This is a genomic window from Mesorhizobium sp. B2-4-14, assembly GCF_006442155.1.
Taxonomy (GTDB): domain Bacteria; phylum Pseudomonadota; class Alphaproteobacteria; order Rhizobiales; family Rhizobiaceae; genus Mesorhizobium.
The window spans coordinates 11,487-31,384 of sequence record NZ_VFVA01000028.1; the positions used below are offsets into that span (position 1 = coordinate 11,487).

Here is a 19,898-nt window from a genome sequence, read left to right on the forward strand (position 1 = left end):
CCGTCGCGGAGAGCGAGGCTGCAATGCAAAATCATTGGAAACGAGCTCAGCCCGCCGCGCCGCCGTCCCAGGAGCCGGTTTCGGCCATCCGCTTCAGCAGCGGCGCAGGCTTGAAAACTGGCCTGCCGGTCCGCTGGTGCCAGTACTCAAGCCTTTCGACGATCCGCGCCGGCCCTTCAAGCCCGGCCCAGAACATCGGGCCGCCCTTGCCGACGGGAAAGCCGTAGCCGTTGACCCAGACGACATCGATATCGGAGGCGCGTGCCGCGATCCCCTCCTCCAGAATTTTCGCTCCCTCGTTGACCAGGGGATAGAGCGTGCGCTCGATGATTTCTTCGGCGCTTATCGCATGCGGCGCGATGCCTTGCTCGGCCGCCTTGCCGCGGATCAACGCCTCCACTTCGGGGTCGGCAGCGCCCGCCCGTGCGCCCGCCTCGTAGAGGTAGAAGCCACGGCCGGTCTTCTGGCCGAAACGGCCCTGTTCGCACAGCGTGTCGGCGATCACGGCAGTCTGGCCGCGCGCCTTGCGGTTGCGCCAGCCGATGTCGAGGCCGGCGAGATCGCTCATCTGGAACGGCCCCATCGGCCAGCCGAAATCGGTGAAGGCCTTGTCGATCTGGCTGGGTGTCGCGCCCTCCAGCAGAAGCGCTTCGGATTCCGAGCCACGCGCCGCCAGCATGCGGTTGCCGACGAAACCATGGCAGACGCCGACGACGACAGCGACCTTGCCGATCCGCCGTGCCAGATCGACGGATGTCGCCAGCGCGTCGGGCGCGGTCTTTTCCGCCCGCACGATTTCCAAGAGCTTCATCACATTGGCCGGCGAGAAGAAATGCAGGCCGAGCACATCCTGCGGGCGAGAGGTCGACGCGGCGATATCGTTGATGTCGAGATACGAGGTGTTAGTGGCGAGAATCGCGCCCGCCTTGGCCACCGCGTCGAGCTTGCCGAAGATTTCCTTCTTGACCGCCATGTCTTCGAACGCCGCCTCGATGATCAGGTCGCAATCGGCGAGATCGGCGTAGTCGGTGGTGCCTTTGAACTGGGCGAGCCGCTGCCGCTTGGCCTCTTCACTCAGCGAACCACGCGAGACGGAGACGGTGTAGTTTTTCTCGATCGTGCCCAGCCCGCGCTGCAAGGCTTCATGACTGGCTTCCAGCAAGGTGACGGGAAAACCGCCATTGGCGAAGGCCATGGCGATGCCGCCGCCCATCGTGCCGGCGCCGATGACACCGACGCGGGCAATCCTGCGCTTGACGATGTCCTTGCCCGGAAGCTTTGCCGCCTCGCGTTCGGCGAAGAACAGATGGCGCTGCGCCCGCGACTGGTCGCTGGCGACCAGTTTCACGAAAAGCGCGCGCTCCGCCGCAAGCGCTTCGTCGAAGGGCAGCGTGACGGCATTGCGCACCGCCTCCGCGCAGGCGATCGGCGCTTCCAGGCCGCGGGCTTTCCGGGCGAGATCTGCTGCCTCGGCATCGAAGGCAGCAAGGTCGGTTTCCCTAAGCAGATCATTGCGATCGCGCACCGGTGTGAACGGCCCGCCCTTGCGGGCGATTTCCCGGGCGAAATTCACTGCATGCGTGGTCAGGTCACCTTCGAAGACAGCATCGACGAGACCAGTGGCATGCGCCTCATCGGCACCGATCGGCGTGCCTGAAACGATCATCTTCAAGGCCTTCAATGCCCCGACCAGCCGTGGCAGCCGCACCGTGCCGCCGCCGCCCGGCAAAATGCCGAGCTTCACTTCGGGAAGGCCAAGCTTGGCGCTGGCGTCGGCGACGCGGAAATGGCAGCCGAGCGCCAGCTCCAGCCCTCCGCCGAGCGCCGTGCCGTGAATGGCGGCGATCGTCGGCTTAGCGATGGTCTCGAGCAGAGCCACAATGGCGCGCAGGTCAGGCTGCTGCACCGGCTTGCCGAATTCGGTAATGTCGGCCCCGGCTACGAAAGTCCGCCCGGCGCAGGCGAGCACGATCGCGGCAACCGAAGCGTCGTTGCGCAAGGCAACCAACGCCTGCATCAGCGGCTCGCGGACATGAAAACTCAGCGCGTTGACCGGCGGGTTGTCGATGGTGACGATGGCGACATCGCCGTCGCGGCTGACCTTCAGGGAATCGGACACGCAAAAACCTCCCAGCAACGGTGAGCGGCTGGCCGCCGCTTGAACGGGATTTATAGCGCCATGACGCGGATGGGAACCGGCCTCCAGTCTGGCACAACGATTAGTGCCGGCCGGCGGCCTCCGTTGCCATCATCTCCGGCATGGCGTCGCTGGCGGTGCGTCCGCCGCGCCAAGAGGCAAAAGCCGCGACCAGATAGAGGATCGCTGAGAAGGTGAAGGCGAAGACCAGCCCGTGCTTAAATGGTCCCGACATCAGCTCGGGGAAGAAGGCGTGGCCGGTCAGCGTGTCGATGCTCTGCTTCGGCAGCGCATGCAGCACATCGGCAGGGATCAGCTCGCCCATCGGATTGTAGCCGAGGAAGGCGGCGAACAGGCTGGCGACCGGCGGCATATTGGCGATCTGGTGCGCGACCGCCTCCGGCACATGCTGCGCCAGCAGGCCGGCTTCCATGCTCTGCGGCAGGCTGGCGGCAAGGCCCAGGATCATCAGGCTGAAGAACAGACCGATCGACAGCACTTGCCCGGCGTTCGTCGTCGTCGCGCGCATGCCCGAGGCCTGGCCACGTTCGCGAGCCGGCACGGAATTCATGATCTGCGTCGAGTTCGGCGCCACGAACAGGCCGGAGCCAAGGCCGTTGAGGAACAGAAGTGCCGCGAAGGCGGTATAGGAGAAGTCGGCAGGCAAGGCCATCAACGCGATGAAACTCGCCGCGCCCACGACCATGCCGCCGACCGCGAAGGGCACGCCGCCGACCCGGTCGGAGAAATAGCCGGACACCGGACCGGCAATGAGGAAGCCGACGGTAAGCGGCAGCATGAAGATCGCCGACCACAGCGGCGTCTCCTCGAAGGAATAGCCGTGCAGCGGCAGCCAGATGCCTTGCAGCCAGACGATCAGCATGAACTGCAGCCCGCCGCGCGCGATGCCCGAGGCGAGGTTGGCGATGTTGCCATAGGCGAAGCCTGGAATGCGGAACAGCTTCAGGTCGAGCATGGGCTTCGTCACACGCTGCTCGATGAAGATGAAGGCGACCAGCGAGATGAAGCCGATGGCAAACAGGACAAGCACTTTCGGGCTGGTCCACGCCATCACCTGGTCGCCATAGGGTTGCAGCCCATAGGTGATGGCGGTGAGGATGAGCACGAGGCCGAGGCCGAAGCTGACATTGCCAAGCCAGTCGATCGTATGCGTCGAGCGGTTCGGCGCGTCGTGCAGCTTCATATACGCCCAGATCGTGCCGACGAGGCCGAACGGCACGTTGATCCAGAACACCAGCCGCCAGTCCGTGTCGGCCAGAAGGCCGCCGATCAGCAAGCCGACGAACTGGCCGCCAATGGCCGCCACCACATTGATGCCGAGCGCGAAGCCGCGTTCGTTTTCCGGAAAGGCATCGGTGAGCAGCGCCGTGGAGTTCGCCATGATCAGCGCGCCGCCAATGCCCTGGATGATGCGCACGGATATCAGGTACATCGCGGCGAAGTCGCCCTGGCCGGGCAGCAGGCTGAGCGCGATCGAGGCGGCGGTGAAGACGGCGAAGCCGAGATTGTACATCCTCGCCCGGCCGAACTGGTCGCCGAGCCGGCCGAAGGCAACGACCAGCACCGCCGTGGCGATCATGTAGCCGATGATCGCCCACAGGAGGTAATTGATGTTGCCGGGGTCGAGCGCCTTCAGGCCGATGCCGCGAAACACCGCCGGCAGGCTGATCAGCAGAATCGACCCGTTGATGGCGGCGGCGAGCATCCCGAGCGTGGTGTTGCTCAGAACCATCCATTTGTGGCTCTGCGGGCGGCTGTCAACGGTGGTATTCATGATGGTAACTCTCGACGGTGCTGGCGCGGTTGCCGCCAGTGCTATATATGAGGATAGTCTCAGGTTTGGAAATATGAGGATGGACTCAGAAAAAGCAAGAGCCTTATGCATGTCGCCCGAAAGTGAGCTCGGTTTTGGGATAACGACATGCATGAAAACAAAGACCGAAAGCGCGTCGCATGAATTCGGTTAGACGCGACGCGCTTTCGACAGCGAATCCGCGTGCACCGCAGCAAAAAAGAGGGCGAGAGCGGGTCGCGGCGCTCATGGCGAGCGGGGCAGCGCTGTTCGTCGAGAAGGGTTTCGACGCCACGACGATGACCGAGATTGCCGCACGCGCGGGCGCGGCCATCGGCACGCTCTATCTGTTCTTCCCGACCAAGGAGGCCCTGGCGCAAGCCATTCTGGCCGAGAACGCGGAAAGCCTGTCCACGCAGCTTGACGCCTTGCAGGAACGCGCCAAGGGCCTGGCGCCGGCAGCCATCGCCGATGCGCTGTTCGAATTGCTTGGCGATTTTCTCGCTACGCACCCGGCCTATTCCGCGCTGCTCGATCTTCCCGGCGACGAAGCCTGGCGGCGCAAGATGCGGGCCCGTCGGCGTGAGCAGATCGCCGCCCTGTTCGCGCAGGCCGAACCGCCGCTCCCCTTGGGTCAGGCCGAGCGGCTCGCCGTCATCGTGCCGCAGTTGATGCGCATCCCGCTGGCACTGGTTGGCGAAAAAAGACTGCGTGACGGCGTGCTGGAGGAATTGCGGCTAATGCTGGCGCGGCATTTGCGGGTGAGCGGTGAAGTGTGAGCAGTTCGATACGTTGCCGTTTTGCCGAACCTCCCATACTTCGTCATCCTAGGGCGGAGCAAGGAGCGCAGCGACGCGGCGTAGACCCTAGGATCCATGCCGCGACCTCAAGGCGTCACGGCGCTGCAGAGTTTTGTTCCGCTGCGTTCCGTAGCGATGTAGCCGCATGGATCCTCGGGTCAAGCCCGAGGATGACGAAGGCGCGGCTCAGCGCAGCGCCTTCTCCCCACCTGCCACCGTTATAACGCCGACGATGATCAGCCCGGTCAGCAGCAGCCGCACGCCGGCACTCACGCCGAACGTGTTGAGCATTGTGAGCAGCAGCACCAGGAACAGTGCGGCGCCCCAGACTCCGGGCACGTTGGCCTTGCCACCCGCCACCGACGTGCCGCCGATGACGACGACGGCGATCGAGGCGAGCAGGTACTCATTGCCGATATCGACATTGGCGCCGCGGAAATAGCCGGCGAGCAGCGCGCCATCGATACCGCCGAGCGCGCCCGACAGAGTGTAGGTGAGGAAGCGGATGCGGCCGACATTGATGCCGGCCAGCCAGGCGGCGCGGATGTTCTGCCCGATCGCCAGCACGGAGCGGCCATAGATCATGCGCTGCAAAGCTATGCCGGCGCCGATGGTGAACAGCACGGTCAGCATTGCCAGCACCGGAATGCCAAGAATTTGCCAATTGGTGAAATCGGCGAAGCCTGGCGGCGGCTTGATCTGCAGCCCGCGCCCATAGCTGATGTCGACCGACTGGATGATGAAGCTGGCCGACAGCGTGGCGATGATCGGCGGGATGCGCAACGCCCAGATCAACAGGTAGTTCACTGCGCCGATTGCGGCACCGCAAGCCAGCGCGGCAATCAGCCCGACCACGATCATGGAATCGCTGCCGCCCATCACCTTCATGGCGACGGCACTGGCGAGGCCGATATTGGCCGGCAGGGACAGGTCGACATTGCCCGGCCCGAGCGTGATGACGAACATCTGGCCAATGCCGACGATGACCGTGAACACGGCAAGCGACAGGGCAGCCGTGACCATGCCGCCGGCGCCATAGCCGCCGGTGAAGGCGATCGTCGCCAGCCACACCAGCAGCGCGCCGAGAAAGGACCAGATCCAGGGCTTGGCGGCCAGCGACTTCACCAATGTCATCGCTCACCTCTCCCTGCGGCTGATCAGCACCCGCGCCGCCAGCACGATGATGAGGATGGCGCCGTTTGCGGCCACTTGCCAGTCGGGTGGGATGTGCATGAAGGTGAGCAGCGGAGATGCGGCCAACGCCAGCGTCAGCGCACCGATCACGGCACCGATCGGCGAGACCCGGCCGCCGACGAATTCACCGCCGCCGAGGATGACGCCGGCGATCGAAAGCAGCGTGTAGCCATTGCCGATATTGGCGTCGGCCGACGTGGTGATGCCGATCAGCGCCATGCCGGACAGCACACCGAACGCGCCGGCGAGCGCAAACAGCACGACCTTGGTCTTGAGCAGCGACCAGCCGGCGCGCCGAAGGGCTGCCGCATTGCCGCCGGAGCCGCGCAGGATCACACCGTAGGAGGTACGCATCAGGCCGAAATGGACGATGAGCCCGATCAGCAGCGCGGCGATGATCGGGAAAGGAACGAAGGGCGGTTTGAACGACAGGATCGCCAGCAGCCAATCCGGCGCCTTTCCGCCTGGTTTGGGCAGCACGAGGATCGCCAGCCCCTGCCAGACGAAGCTCATGCCAAGCGTCACCACGATCGATGGCAGGTTGCGCAGATGGATCAGCGCGCCGAGCAGCGCATAGATGCCGATCGACCCGAGCAGGATGGCGACACCTATCAGCGGCGCGTCCTTCAGCCATGTCGCGGTGACGCAGCCGACGAACCCGACGAAGGTGCCGATCGACAGGTCGAGTTCGTTGCCGGCGATGACGAACATCTGCGCTATCGTTGCCAGCGCGATCGGGATCGCCAGGTTCAGCATCAGGCTGAAGCCGAAATAGCTGATCGCACGCGGGTTGAGCCAGGCGATGGCCAGCAGCACAAGCACCAGCGACAGCGCTGGCAGAAGCCCGCGCAACAGTCGGGCACGTGCCGCGCTCCCGCGCGCCGCGGATGGTTTGAGACCGGTTTCCACAGTTGCCGCCGTCATCTCAGGCCGCGTCGCCGAAGGAGGACTGGATGATCTTTTCTTCGCTCAGTTCGTCGCGCGTGAGATCGGCGACGATGTGGCCGTTCTTGAAGACATAGATGTGGTCGCAATTGTCGAGCTCTTCGGTTTCCGTTGTGTACCAAAGGAAGGTGCGGCCGCGCCGGGCTTCCTCGCGCACCAGATCGTAGACTTCGAGCTTGGTGCCGATATCGACGCCGCGCATCGGATCGTCCATCAGCACGATCCCGGCGTCGGAACCCAATGCGCGCGCAAAAAGTGCCTTCTGCTGGTTACCGCCTGAAAGCGAAAAGATGTTGTTGTTCATGTCTGGCGTGCGGATGCCGATCTTCTTCTGCCACGACGCGGCGAGCTCGGCCTCGCGTCGCGGCGAGATCAGCAGCCCGTTGCGCAGGCGGGCCAGCGAGCGGATGCCGATGTTCTGCGCGATCGACCATTGCGGGAAGATGCCGTCCGACTGGCGATCGCCGGCGACCAGCGCCACTGGCGCCGTTACCTCGACGCCGGCCCTGGCGCGTGATGCGGCATTGAAGATGGCCAGCAGCAGGTCGGTCTGGCCGTGGCCAGCCAGCCCGGCAAGGCCGATGATCTCGCCGGCGCGGGCGACGAGGTCAACGCCGTCCTTCTGCACGGCGGGACGCGCCCGAACCCGCAGCGGACCGGCCCCTGGCCTGGCCACTATTTCGGCCGCCATCTTCTGGCGGGCTTCCGCCCCGCCCATTACCGCCACCAGCCGGTCCCGGTCGAAGGCACCCGCGGCTTCCGACGCCACCACCTTGCCGTCGCGCATCACCACGATGCGGTCGGCATTTCTCAATACCTCGCCCAGCACGTGCGAGATGAGAATGCAGCTTTTGCCGCTGGCGACGAAGCGGCGCACGAAGGCCAGAAGTTGCCCGGCGGTATGGGCGTCGAGAGACGATGTCGGCTCGTCGAGGATGACGAGGTCGAGCCGGTCCTGCGTGACCGTGAAGGCGCGCGCCACCTCGACCATCTGGCGCCGGCCGATCGAAAGGTCGCCGACAATGTCGGATGCGGAGATGCCGTGGCCGGGAAAGATCTCGTCGAGCTTGCCGGCGATCAGCTCGGCCGCCCTGCCGCGCCAGCCAAAGCCGGTGAGTGAGGCGTGGTTGATGCGCGTGTTTTCGGCGACGTCGAGATTGGGGCACAGCGACAGTTCCTGGAATACGCAGCGTATGCCGAGCTGCTGTGCCCTCGACACCGAGTAGTTCTCCTCGATGCCGCCATGCACCGCGATCCTGCCGCTGTCGGGCGTCGAGGTGCCGGCCACCATGTGCATCAAGGTCGACTTGCCGGCGCCGTTGTGGCCGACAAGGCCGACGCACTCGCCAAGGCCGACATGGAAATCCACCCCGCTGAGCGCCCTGACAGCGCCGAAATGCTTTTCGGCACCGTCAAGTCTTACGATGTCAATATTGGCGGCGCCGAAATGTTTTTCGGCGCCGTTCAGCCTGATGATGTCAGCGTTGCCTTCAGCCATGCTCAACGATACCCGCTCGGCGATATGGACGGCAACGCTGCCGCGATTTCACTTGATGTTGGCCTTGATGGCAGCGATGGCGTCTTCCTGGCTGTATTCGTGGGTGGCGACGCCGCCCTCCTTGATCTTCGGCAGGGCTGCCTCGAAATCGTCCTGGGTGAAGGCCAGATACGGCACCAGAAGGTCATGCGGAATGTCCTTGCGGCCGTCGAGCACCTGTTGTGCCACCCAGAAGGCGAGCGACGACACGCCGGGCGCGATGGATGCCGACCAGGTTTTGTAGCCGTCCTTGTCCTTCTGCTCCTTCCACCACTTCAGCTCGTCCTGCCTGTTGCCCATGATGATGGTCGGGCGCGGCTTGCCGGCTGCGGCGAAGGCCTGTGCGGCGCCATAGCCGTCGCCGCCCTGGTCGACGATGCCGACGACGTCGGGCAGCGACGGCAGGACGGTCGCCACCGCCTTCTGGGCAGTGGTCTGGTCCCAGTCGCCGGTGACCGAACCGACGATCTTGAATTCGGGATGGGCGGCGACCCCTTCGAGGATGCCGGCGTGGATGGCATCGTCGATCGAAGTGCCGGCAAGGCCACGGATTTCAAGCAGGTTGCCGCCCTTCGGCTGGAACTTGGCCATGTGCTCGACTTCCTGCTTGCCCATGTCCTTGAAGTCGACGACGACGCGGTAGGCGCAGGGTTCGGTGACGATGCCATCGAAGGAGACGACCACGATGCCGGCATCGCAGGCCTGCTTGATGGCGCCGTTGAGCGCGTCCGGCGAGGCGGCGTTGATGACGATGGCGTCATAGCCTTGCAGGATCAGGTTCTGCACCTGCGCTGCCTGCGTCGGCACTTCCTTGTCGGCGGTGGTGAACACATCGGCGGCGGCGACGATCTTGTCGTCCACCGCCTTCTTGGTGACGATGCCATAGCTGTCGAGCATCGCCTGCCGCCACGAATTGCCGGCATAGTTGTTGGAGAATGCGATTTTCTTGCCGCTGGTATCGGCCAAAGCCGTACCGGCTGCGAGCACCGCTGCGAGGGTGCCCAAGACGAACAGTTTCTTCATGTCATACTCCTCCCAAGAGTTGTTGGTCGTGGCTGATTTCGATGAGGTCGTGGCTGCGTTCCTGTTTTTTATCTATTGTCAGACAAATGTAGTTGGGCGCGCTTGTCAACTGCGATCGGTAGCTGTCTGGCGATCAACTTGCGGTGCGGCGGTTGAAAAGGCTTCGGCGGATGGCTAGTCCTGCGTGCATGAGGGTGAAACCATGACGCCGACCGTCCCCCCGGGCGCACCGGGAATCCCGGCGCGCTGGACGTCCAGCGCCAAGAGCGGTGTCGGGTCGGCGCTTTCCCGGGACAGCCAAGTGTGGTTCACCATCAGCCACGGCATCCTGAACGAGATCTACTATCCGCGCCTCGACAGCGCCTGCACGCGCGACCTTGGCCTGATCGTCACTCGCCCCGGCAACTATTTCTGTGAAGAAAAGCGCGACGCCACGCATGCCATCGAACCGTTCGAGGCCGGCGTTCCCGCCTACAGGCTGGTCAACACGGCTGACGACGGCGCCTGCCGGATCGAGAAGCGCATCCTTGCCGATCCGGCCCGCCCGGCCTTGCTGCAGGAGATCACCTTCACCCCGCTCATGGGCGCTGTCGCCGACTACCGGGTCTACGCGCTCTTGGCGCCGCATCTGGTCAATGCCGGCATGGGCAACACCGCCTGGGTCGGCGACCATGAGGGAAAGCCCGTGCTGTTCGCCACGGGACGTGGCACCAGCCTGGCGCTGGCCTCGTCGCTGTCGTGGCGAGACTGTTCGGCCGGCTATGTCGGCTTCTCCGATGGCTGGCAGCAGCTTCACAACACCGGCGCACTCGATCCGGCTTGCCAGCGCGCCGAGGACGGCAATGTCGCGCTGACCGGCGAGATCGGTTTTACCGCTGCCAGGACAAAGGCCGTGCTGGCCTTGGGATTTGGCGCAACACCCGAAGAGGCCGCCGAAAATGCCTTCGGCAGCCTGAAGCGGGGCTTTGAGCCCGCGGCGAAATCCTGCGTCAAGACGTGGCGTAAATGGCAGGCGGGACTGCTGCCGCTGGACCGGCATGGCGAGGTCAACAGCTATCGCGTCTCCACAGCTGTCTTGGCAACGCACCGCTCGATCGCCATTCCGGGTGCGGCGGTCGCCAGCCTGTCCATCCCCTGGGGCTTCAACAAGGGCGATGACGATCTTGGCGGCTACCATCTGGTCTGGCCGCGCGATCTGGTCGAAACGGCGGGCGGCTTCCTTGCCGCCGGCGACGCCGCTTCGGCGTTGCAGATCCTCGGCTATCTCCGCTCCATCCAGCAGCCCGACGGCCACTGGCCGCAAAATGCCTGGCTCGACGGGTCGGCCTATTGGCCCGGCATCCAGATGGATGAATGCGCCTTTCCGCTGCTGCTCGCCGACGCCTTGCATCGCGCCGGCCATTTGCCGCGCGCCAGGCTGAAAACCTTCCTGCCGATGATCGAAAGCGCCGCCGCTTACGTCGTGCGCAACGGACCGGTCACTGGCGAGGATCGCTGGGAAGAGGACGCCGGCTACAGCCCGTTCACACTGGCCGTCGAGATCGCCGCCCTGCTTGCCGGCGCCGACCTGGTCGACGCCTGCGGCGAGAAGGCGGCCGCCGCCTATCTGCGCGGGACCGCCGATGGCTGGAACGACCAGGTCGAGCGCTGGACCTATGTCACCGCCACGGGCATCTGCAAGGCGGTCGGCGTCGAAGGCTACTACGTCCGCATCGCACCGCCCGACAGCGCCGATGCCGGTTCGCCGAAGGACGGCTATGTGCCAATCAAGAACCGGCCGCCAGGCGACACCGACAGGCCCGCCCAGGAAATCGTCAGCCCGGACGCGCTGGCGTTGGTGCGCTTTGGCCTGAGGGCCGCCGACGATCCCCGCATCGTCGATACGGTCAAGGTCATCGACGCGCGATTGCGCTGCGAGCTGCCGCAAGGGCCGCTCTGGTACCGCTACACCAGCGACGGCTATGGCGAGCACGAAGATGGCGCGCCCTTCGACGGCACCGGACAGGGCCGCCCCTGGCCGCTTCTGGCCGGCGAACGCGCCCATTACGAGCTGGCGGCAGGGCGCAAGGACAAAGCGGCCGAGCTGCTGGCGGCAATGGAACGATCGGCCGGGCCAGGCGGCCTGTTGCCGGAGCAGGTCTGGGACGGCACCGACCTGCCCGAGCGCGAATTGCTGCGTGGTGGCCCCTCGGGCAGCGCCATGCCCCTGGTCTGGGCGCATTCCGAGCACATCAAGCTTCTGCGCTCGCTACGCGACGGGGCGGTCTTCGACATGCCGCCGCAAGGCGTGAAGCGCTACATCGAGGACGAGACCGTATCGCCGTTCCGGACCTGGCGCTTCAACAACAAGATCCGCGCGCTGTCCGCCGGCAAGACGCTGCGCGTCGAATTGCTGGCAGCCGCGACCGTCCGCTGGAGCACCGACAATTGGGCAACCGCCCGTGACAGCCAGACAGCGGAAAATGCTTTCGGCATCCATCTTGTCGATCTGCCCACGGCAAGCCTACCCAACGGCAGCATGCTGATCTTCACTTTTTTCTGGCCCGGGACCGGCGATTGGGAGAATGTCGATTTCTCCGTCATGTCAGGCGCTCAGGGCAGCCAATAGACCCTTCCTCGATAAATCCAGCAAATCCTCCAAGAAACAGGGACGAAGACCATGCAGATCGGAATGATGGGACTGGGCCGGATGGGCGCCAACATGGTCCGGCGCCTGATGCGCGACGGCCATGAATGCATCGTCTACGACATCAACCCGGCCAGCGTCGCCGCCCTGGTGGCCGACGGCGCCTTGGGAGCGGCATCCCTGACGGAATTCGTCGGCAAACTCGCCAAGCCGCGCTGTGTGTGGCTGATGCTGCCGGCAGCGATCACCGGCAAGATCATCGATCAGGTCGCGGCCCTGATGGAGCCCGGAGACATCGTCATCGACGGCGGCAATTCCTACTATCACGACGCCGTCGACCAGGCCGCGAAACTCGCCCCCAAGGGTATCCATCTCGTCGATGTCGGCACCAGCGGCGGCGTCTGGGGCCTGGATCGCGGCTACTGTCTGATGATCGGCGGTCCCGACGTGGCGGTGCAGCACCTCGATTCGGTCTTTGCCACGCTGGCGCCGGGCGCCGATGCCGGTTCCAATCCGCCCAAGGATGCCGGCACCGCGCCCTTCGGGTACCTGCATTGCGGGCCGAGCGGAGCCGGCCACTTCGTCAAGATGGTGCACAACGGCATCGAATATGGCGTCATGGCCGCCTATGCCGAAGGCATGAACATCCTGAAATCGGCCAACGCCGGCAAAAGGCAACGCACCGCGGACGCCGAGACCAGCCCGCTGGAAAACCCGCAATACTACCAGTTCGACATCGACCTTCCCCAAGTGGCCGAGGTCTGGCGGCATGGCAGCGTCATCGGCTCCTGGCTGCTCGACCTCACCGCCGGCGCGCTGAAGAGCGACCCGGCGCTGGCGCAGTTCGGCGGCCGGGTTTCGGATTCCGGCGAAGGCCGCTGGACACTGAAGGCGGCGATCGACACCGGCGTGCCGGCGCCGGTTCTGTCCTCGGCCCTGTTCGACCGCTTCTCCTCGCAGGGCGAATCCGAATTCGCCGACAAGCTGTTGTCGGCCATGCGCTACGCGTTCGGCGGCCACGTCGAAAAGCCGAAGGCAGGCAAGTGACGCCAAAGCGGGAGACGCACGCATGAGTCAGGAACGATCCGATACGCTGGTGCTCTTCGGGGCGACCGGCGACCTCGCCCACAAGAAGATATTTCCAGCCCTTTACCAGATGGTCGCCAAGGGTACGCTCACCGAGCCGGTGATTGGCGTTGCCTTCGACGCCTGGGACCTGAAGCAGTTGCAGGACCGCGCCCGCGACGGCATCGTCAACACGCTGGGCAAGGTCGACGAGAGGGTGTTCGCCAAGCTGGCGTCGCTGCTGCGCTATGTCAGCGGCGATTATCGGGATCCGGCGACGTTCGAGAAGCTGAAGACGGCGCTCGGCAGCGCCCAGCGGCCGCTGCACTACATGGCCGTTCCGCCGACGATGTTCGAGACTGTCGTGCAAGGGCTTGAACAATCCGGCACCGCGCATGGCGCCCGACTGATGGTGGAAAAGCCGTTCGGCCACGATCTGCAGTCGGCGCGCTGGCTGAACCGGGTGCTCCACCTTGTGTTCGACGAACAGTCGATCTTCCGCATCGACCACTATCTCGGCAAGGAAGCGATCCAGAACCTGCTCTATTTTCGCTTCGCCAATTCCCTGCTCGAGCCGATCTGGAACCGAAATTTCGTCGAGAGCGTGCAGATCACCATGGCCGAGGATTTCGGCATCGAGGGGCGGGGCCGCTTCTATGACGATGTCGGTGCCATCCGCGACGTGATCGAGAACCATCTGCTCAACATCCTGCTGCTGCTGGCCATGGAGCCGCCGGTCGGCCGCTCCGCCGACGACCTCATCGACGAGAAAGTGCAGGTGCTGAGGGCGATCCGGACCTTGACCCGGGACGATGTCGTGCGCGGCCAGTTCAAGGGTTATCTTGCCGAGCCCGGCGTCAAGCCGAACTCGCCGGTCGAGACCTTCGCGGCGGTGCGCTTCTTCGTCGACACCTGGCGCTGGCAGGACGTGCCGTTCTTCATCCGCGCCGGCAAGAACATGCCGGTGCACGTCACCGAGGTGGTGGTGCGGCTGAAGCGGCCGCCGCTCGACGTTTTCGATCCGATCAAGCCCGCCGACCAGAATTACGTGCGCTTCCGCATCGACCCGCAGGTGATGATCGCCATAGGCGCCCAGCGCAAGGCTTCCGGCGACGACATGATCGGCGAGCAGGTCGAGTTGACGGCGCTCGACGACAGCAAGGGCGACATGCCTCCCTACGAACGGCTCATCGGCGACGCCATGAACGGCAACGGCCAGCTCTTCACCCGCCAGGACGCGGCCGAGCTTGCCTGGCGCATCGTCGGTCCGGTGCTGGGCGACACCACGCCGCCGCATCTTTACGAGCCGAAGACCTGGGGGCCGGCGGACGCCATGGCCGGCTTCGGGCCGCCCAATGGCTGGATCGACCCGGTGGCGTGAGTGGAGCGGACACGGATGGACAAGGCGGTGAAGCAACCAGCATCGGGCACGGACAAGGTCGTGCTGGCGATCGACATCGGCGGCTCGCATGTCAAGATCCTGACCAGCGTCGGTAGTGCGGAGCGCCGGGCCGATTCCGGCCCGGGCCTGACGCCACGGCAGATGATCGAAACGGTGAGAAAGCTGGCCGAGGGCCTGTCCTATGACGTGGTATCGATGGGCTATCCCGGTCCGGTCCGCCACGACAAGCCGACGCGTGATCCCATGAATCTCGGCAAGGGCTGGACCGGCTTCGACTTCGCCGCGCAGTTCGGCAAGCCGGTCAAGGTGGTCAACGACGCGCTGATGCAGGCCATCGGCAGCTATGAGGGCGGCCGGATGCTGTTTCTCGGTCTCGGGACAGGCCTTGGTGCGGCGATGATCCTCGACAACGTCGCCCAGCCGATGGAACTCGCTCATCTTCCCTACAGGAAAGGCGGCAGTTTCGAGGACTATATCGGCGAGCGCAGCCTGCAAAAGCGCGGCAAGAAGAAGTGGCGCGGCTACGTCTTCGATATCGTCGACCGGCTCCGCGCCGCCATGCAGCCCGACTATATCGTCATCGGTGGCGGCAATGTCGACAAGCTCGACCAACTGCCCGCCAACAGCAGGCGCGGCGACAACACACGGGCCTTCGAAGGCGGCTTTCGTCTATGGCGAGACAAGGCCTTGATCGTCTGATATTATTACAGTTTAGTATAGTCATTCAAAATAACGTGTGATGCCGCGCTAAATCATTGCCTTGGGCAGATTTGCCGACTAGGAATTCCGCCGTACTGCCGGCGTGCTCCCACGGATACACCAAAGACGATTCGGCATTTTTGATTTTGTGCCTCGTCCTTTCGAAACCGATCCCGATTTTCGAGGCCGTGCGCCATAGACGGAGGAAAGATTGAACGACGATAGCAACGACGCTCGCAAGGACATCGACCTTCTCGAGCTCACCGCCCATATCGTGTCCGCTTACGTCGAGAAGAATCGCCTGCCCGCCTCCGGCCTGGCCGACCTCATCGCCAGCGTCGCCACCTCGATCGGCGGGCTCGGCAAGCCGGCCGTTCCGGTGGCCGCGCCGCTGGTTCCAGCGGTCAATCCCAAGAAGTCGGTGACGCCGGATTTCATCATCTGCCTTGAAGACGGCAAGAAGTTCAAATCGTTGAAGCGTCATCTGGGCGTTCATTTCGGCCTGACGCCGGATGCCTATCGCGCCAAATGGGGCCTGCCGGCGGACTATCCGATGGTCGCTCCCAACTACGCGGCCTCGCGCTCGCAATTGGCGAAGTCGATCGGCCTCGGTCGCAAGGCAGCCGCGCCGGCACCCGCCAAGGCCAAGGGCCGGAAGGCCAAGGTTTCGGCCTGAGCAATTCAGCGCTGAGCCGATATTTAGGAAGACCGGAACAGAAGCCTGCCGGCGAAACCGCCTTGGCAGGCTTCCTGTTTTTGTGGCTTGGATAGACCAGACAAGATGATCTGGGGGAAGCCATGAACTACACCAGGATGGTGATCGAGAAGGAAGCGCCGGAGGAGTACGGCTATGACCGTATCCGCTACAATCTCTCCGAAAGCTCGATCGCCGACCAGAAGCTCTCCGACATCGGCCTGTCGCTGCCTGACCTGACGCTCTTTTATGGCGAGCATCGCGGCGACAAGGAATTGCGTGCGCTGATCGCGGCGCAAGATGCCGGCATTTCGCCCGATGACGTGCTGGTCACCGCCGGGGCCGCCGGGGCGCTCTTCATCATCTCGACTTCGCTTTTGTCGGCGAGCGACCACCTCGTCGTCATCAGGCCCAACTATGCCACCAACATCGAAACCCCACGGGCGATCGGCTGCGCCATCAGCTTTGTCGATCTGGCCTTCGAGGACGGCTTTGCCATCGATGTCGAGGCCATCAAGGCGGCGATACGGCCGGACACCAGGCTGATCAGCGTCACCTGCCCGCACAACCCGACCGGCACGATGATGTCGCGCGCCGATCTCGATGCGCTGGTGGCGCTCGCCGACGCCAGCGCCTGCCATCTGCTGGTCGACGAGACTTATCGCGATTTGTCCTATGGCACGAGGCTGCCTTCGGCGGCCTCGCTCAGCCCGCGCGCCATCAGCGTCTCGTCGCTGTCGAAGGCCTTCGGCATTCGCGGCATCCGCATCGGCTGGCTGGTCACCAGGGATGCGGCACTTCAGGAGACGTTCCTCGCCGCCAAGGAGCAGATCGGCATCTGCGGCAGCGTCATCGACGAAGCCATTGCGCGTGGCATGCTGGAGCGGCGCGATACCTTCCTGGCGACGCTGCTGCCCGAAATGGCGAAGCGGCGCGACATCGTCCAGGTCTGGACCGACCGCGAACCGCTGGTCGACTGGGTGCGGCCAGAGGGCGGCGTCGTCGGCTTCCCGCGCCTCAATGTCGAGCCCGACTTCGACCTCGACCGATTCTATGCGAAGCTGCTGGAAAGCCACGGCACCTATGTCGGATCAGGCCATTGGTTCGAGATGCCGAAGCGCTTCTTCCGCGTCGGCTTCGGCTGGCCCGCGGAGGCGGAGCTGCGAGGCGGGCTCGATGCCATTTCGGCTGCCTTGCGTGGATGAACATGACGTGCGATCCGCCGGACAGGCCGGAAAATCCTTGATCCGGGATTGATTTTAACGCACATCCCGCTGCGAACTTTGCTAAAAGTTCCATTGGTCGGACCAGCGCCCGTCGTGCAAGTGCCCCGCCGGCATCGCATCGGCGCGAAAATCTGTTCCGATTTTCGGAAAAGCACGATGCGGGAACCAACAGTGCTGGAGCGTACTTTGTGCGTTCGATTGGATGCACGTCGCTCCAGTGCCATCGCAATGGGGCTCTATTCATGACTGCCGCACAAACTTCGCCGGACCAGCGCTACGCCGCGTTTCGGCACCGTCCGTTCCTCAGCTACTGGACGGCACGCTTCCTCACCACCTTCGCGACCATGATCGTGTCGGTCGCCGTTGGCTGGCAGATTTATGACCTGACGCGCGATCCATTCGACCTCGGCATCGTCGGCATTGTCCAGTTCCTGCCGTCACTGCTTTTGGTGCTGGTCACCGGCGTCGTTGCCGACCGCTTCGGCCGTCGGCTGATCATGACGCTGTCGACGCTGATCGAGGCTGGCTGCGCATTGGCTCTGCTGTTCCTGACGCTGAACGTCCTTACCAGCCCGTTGCCGATCTTCGCCGTGCTCGTCGTGTTCGGAATTGCCCGCGCCTTCTACGGGCCGGCATCGTCGTCGCTGTTCGCCAATCTCGTGCCGCAGGAGGATTTCGCCAACGCGATCGCCTGGAATTCGTCCGCCTGGCAGACGGCGACCATCATCGGTCCGGTTGCCGGCGGCCTGCTCTATGGCGTCTCGGCCGAAGTGGCTTATGCCACAGCGGCGATCCTGATGCTCGCTGCGGCGTTGCTCATCTTCACCATCCCGAAGCCCGCCCAGCAGACGTCGACCGACAAGCCCACCATGCAGACATTGTTTGCCGGCTTCCGTTATATATGGGGCGAGAAGATCGTGCTCGGCGCCATCTCGCTCGACCTTTTTGCCGTGCTTCTGTCCGGCGCCTCGGCGCTGCTGCCGGTCTATGCCCGCGACATTCTGGAACTTGGCCCCTGGGGGCTCGGCTTGCTGCGTTCCGCGCCAGGCATTGGGGCCATTTGCGTCGCGGTGTGGCTGGCCGGGCACCCGATCCGCAACCATGCCGGCAAGATCATGCTCGGCTTCGTGGCGGCGTTCGGCGCCTTCACCGTGCTGTTTGGTCTGTCGACCCTCACATCGCTGTCGATCGTGGCGCTTGCCTTCCTCGGCGCCACCGACATGTTCAGCGTCTACATCCGGGAGACGCTGATCCAGCTATGGACCCCGGACGCGGTGCGCGGGCGCGTCAACGCCGTCAACCAGGTTTTCGTCGGCGCTTCCAACGAGCTCGGCGAATTCCGCGCCGGCACCATGGCGGCGCTGATCGGCACCGTTCCGGCAGTCGTGATCGGCGGCGTCGGCGCCATCGCGGTAGCCGGCCTGTGGGCTTACCTGTTCCCTCAGCTGCGCAAGGTTCGTCACCTCAACGGCCGCAACTGACGCGCAACGCCGTAATCCTACGGCACCGCCGGCCTGCCGAAGACCATGCGCAGGAACTCATCCAGCCAGCGCTTCAAATGCATGTCCCAGATCAGCCGGCCGCCGAGATGATCGCGGCCGGGCTGCGCGCCTGGCAGCTCGAAGCGGTGCGCGCCGCGCACCACCCAGCCCTGCATCATCACCCTTGTGAGTTCGCCGTGGAACTGGATGCCCCAGGCATTGTCGCCGTAGCGGAAGGCCTGGTTGGGATAGGTTTCCGCCGTCGCCAGCAAGGTCGCGTCCCTGGGCAGCGAAAAACCTTCGCGATGGAACTGGTAGACCATTTCGGGCCAGTGCATCAGCTTCTTGCCAGCCTCGGTGGCCGTGAGCGGATACCAGCCGATCTCGACCAGCCCTTCGCCGTGACCCTCGACCTTGCCGCCGAGATGATTGACCAGCATCTGCGCGCCAAGGCAGATGCCCAGCAGCGGCCGGTTTTCCCGGAGCGGAACTTCGAGCCAACTGGTTTCGCGGCGGACGAACTCGTCCTCGTCATTGGCGCTCATCGGCCCGCCGAACACCACGGTGCCGGCATGATGGTCCAGTGTTTCCGGCAGAACATCGCCCAGCGGCGGGCGGCGGATGTCGAGGTCAAAGCCCTCTTCGAGCAGCATATGGCCGACGCGTCCGGGGCTCGAATTCTCCTGATGCAGCACGATCAGGATTTTTGGATTCGACCTCGTTGTGCGCGGCATCGGCAGGCGAATTCCCGTCTATTCGTCGCTCGATGTCCCACGGGCGCCCGGCGCCTGCGCCGCCGCCTTGCGGCGCGTCTCGATCCGGTCGTGGCGCTCGACGCCGATCAGCTCGGCGACGCGCCAGACCGTATTGTCCTCGAGCTCGTGCAGTTCGCCATCGGCATAGACGATCTCCCACATCAGGCCGATGAACGCCTTGCGTCCCTCGGCGTCGAGATGCCGCTTGAGCACGCTGGTGAAGGCATAGAGGTCGATTGCCTCATTGTCGGCGCGTTCGCCGGCGGCGGCGAGCGCTTCGAGTTCGGCGCCGCTGATCGAATAGGTCTGCGCCAGCACCGCCTTGAAGCGCTCCCATTCGACATCCTGGCGCACGCCGTCGGCATTCATCACATGATAGAGCAGTGCCGATGCGGCGACGCGCGGATCATCCGCGCTCGGGCGGATCCCGGCGCCGGTCGGCAATTCCCTGAGAAACGACAGCACGCGCTCGAACATCAATCCATTCCCAAACGGCCAGAC

Annotated in this window: 16 protein-coding genes; 8 read left to right on the plus strand and 8 right to left on the minus strand. The window is 64.4% G+C overall.

Features of this window, described 5'->3' with window-relative positions; translation table 11 throughout:
* Positions 1-46: 46 nt before the first annotated feature.
* Together FJ938_RS21605 and FJ938_RS21610 are read right to left on the minus strand one after the other, a co-directional pair.
* The gene (locus FJ938_RS21605) at positions 47-2,119 is read right to left on the minus strand and encodes a 3-hydroxyacyl-CoA dehydrogenase NAD-binding domain-containing protein (RefSeq protein WP_140697199.1); all 2,073 of its coding nucleotides are present in this window, start codon (positions 2,117-2,119) and stop codon (positions 47-49) included.
* 100 nt (positions 2,120-2,219) lie between these two features.
* Positions 2,220-3,932 carry an MFS transporter gene (locus tag FJ938_RS21610; protein ID WP_140697202.1) on the minus strand — a complete coding sequence of 571 codons (1,713 nt, stop codon included), beginning with the start codon at positions 3,930-3,932 and terminating at the stop codon, positions 2,220-2,222.
* 266 nt (positions 3,933-4,198) lie between these two features.
* Here FJ938_RS21610 and FJ938_RS21615 point away from each other — a divergent pair, with 266 nt between their 5' ends.
* Entirely contained in the window at positions 4,199-4,729 is a 531-nt protein-coding gene (locus tag FJ938_RS21615) for a TetR/AcrR family transcriptional regulator (RefSeq protein ID WP_181169153.1), read from the plus strand.
* A 207-nt stretch (positions 4,730-4,936) separates the two neighbouring features.
* Here FJ938_RS21615 and FJ938_RS21620 read toward each other — a convergent pair whose 3' ends face one another.
* From FJ938_RS21620 to FJ938_RS21635, 4 genes are read right to left on the minus strand one after another with little or no spacing between them, the layout of a single operon-like run.
* Positions 4,937-5,884: an ABC transporter permease gene (locus FJ938_RS21620; RefSeq protein ID WP_140697207.1), complete on the minus strand. Its 948-nt coding sequence runs from the start codon at positions 5,882-5,884 to the stop codon at positions 4,937-4,939.
* Positions 5,885-5,887: 3 nt separating this feature from the next.
* Positions 5,888-6,868, minus strand: coding sequence for an ABC transporter permease (locus FJ938_RS21625; protein WP_140697210.1), 981 nt, complete (start codon positions 6,866-6,868; stop codon positions 5,888-5,890).
* Position 6,869: 1 nt separating this feature from the next.
* Positions 6,870-8,387, minus strand: coding sequence for a sugar ABC transporter ATP-binding protein (locus FJ938_RS21630; RefSeq protein WP_181169154.1), 1,518 nt, complete (start codon positions 8,385-8,387; stop codon positions 6,870-6,872).
* 48 nt (positions 8,388-8,435) lie between these two features.
* Positions 8,436-9,449: an ABC transporter substrate-binding protein gene (locus FJ938_RS21635; protein WP_140612521.1), complete on the minus strand. Its 1,014-nt coding sequence runs from the start codon at positions 9,447-9,449 to the stop codon at positions 8,436-8,438.
* A 202-nt stretch (positions 9,450-9,651) separates the two neighbouring features.
* Between FJ938_RS21635 and FJ938_RS21640 the strand changes: the two genes are divergently transcribed.
* The 7 genes from FJ938_RS21640 to FJ938_RS21670 all read left to right on the plus strand — a co-directional run bounded on the left by FJ938_RS21640 (position 9,652) and on the right by FJ938_RS21670 (position 18,642).
* Positions 9,652-12,057, plus strand: coding sequence for a glucan 1,4-alpha-glucosidase (locus tag FJ938_RS21640; protein ID WP_140697213.1), 2,406 nt, complete (start codon positions 9,652-9,654; stop codon positions 12,055-12,057).
* 51 nt (positions 12,058-12,108) lie between these two features.
* Positions 12,109-13,122, plus strand: a complete 1,014-nt coding sequence (gene gnd / locus FJ938_RS21645; RefSeq protein ID WP_140697215.1) for a phosphogluconate dehydrogenase (NAD(+)-dependent, decarboxylating) — start codon at positions 12,109-12,111, stop codon at positions 13,120-13,122.
* A 22-nt stretch (positions 13,123-13,144) separates the two neighbouring features.
* Positions 13,145-14,521 (plus strand): glucose-6-phosphate dehydrogenase, encoded by a 1,377-nt coding sequence (gene zwf, locus FJ938_RS21650; RefSeq protein ID WP_140612515.1) that lies wholly within the window; start codon positions 13,145-13,147, stop codon positions 14,519-14,521.
* Positions 14,522-14,536: 15 nt separating this feature from the next.
* Complete coding sequence (locus FJ938_RS21655) at positions 14,537-15,241, plus strand: ROK family protein (RefSeq protein WP_140697218.1); 705 nt, start codon at positions 14,537-14,539, stop codon at positions 15,239-15,241.
* A 211-nt stretch (positions 15,242-15,452) separates the two neighbouring features.
* Positions 15,453-15,917, plus strand: coding sequence for a MucR family transcriptional regulator (locus tag FJ938_RS21660; protein ID WP_140697220.1), 465 nt, complete (start codon positions 15,453-15,455; stop codon positions 15,915-15,917).
* 122 nt (positions 15,918-16,039) lie between these two features.
* Positions 16,040-17,140, plus strand: coding sequence for a pyridoxal phosphate-dependent aminotransferase (locus tag FJ938_RS21665; protein ID WP_140697222.1), 1,101 nt, complete (start codon positions 16,040-16,042; stop codon positions 17,138-17,140).
* Between the two features lie 263 nt (positions 17,141-17,403).
* Entirely contained in the window at positions 17,404-18,642 is a 1,239-nt protein-coding gene (locus FJ938_RS21670; RefSeq protein WP_140612509.1) for an MFS transporter, read from the plus strand.
* 17 nt (positions 18,643-18,659) lie between these two features.
* On the opposite strand, the gene FJ938_RS21675 is transcribed toward FJ938_RS21670, so the two are convergent.
* Together FJ938_RS21675 and FJ938_RS21680 are read right to left on the minus strand one after the other, a co-directional pair.
* Positions 18,660-19,376, minus strand: a complete 717-nt coding sequence (locus tag FJ938_RS21675) for a glutamine amidotransferase (protein ID WP_140697225.1) — start codon at positions 19,374-19,376, stop codon at positions 18,660-18,662.
* An 18-nt stretch (positions 19,377-19,394) separates the two neighbouring features.
* Positions 19,395-19,874, minus strand: a complete 480-nt coding sequence (locus FJ938_RS21680; RefSeq protein WP_140612505.1) for a TerB family tellurite resistance protein — start codon at positions 19,872-19,874, stop codon at positions 19,395-19,397.
* Positions 19,875-19,898 lie beyond the last annotated feature (24 nt).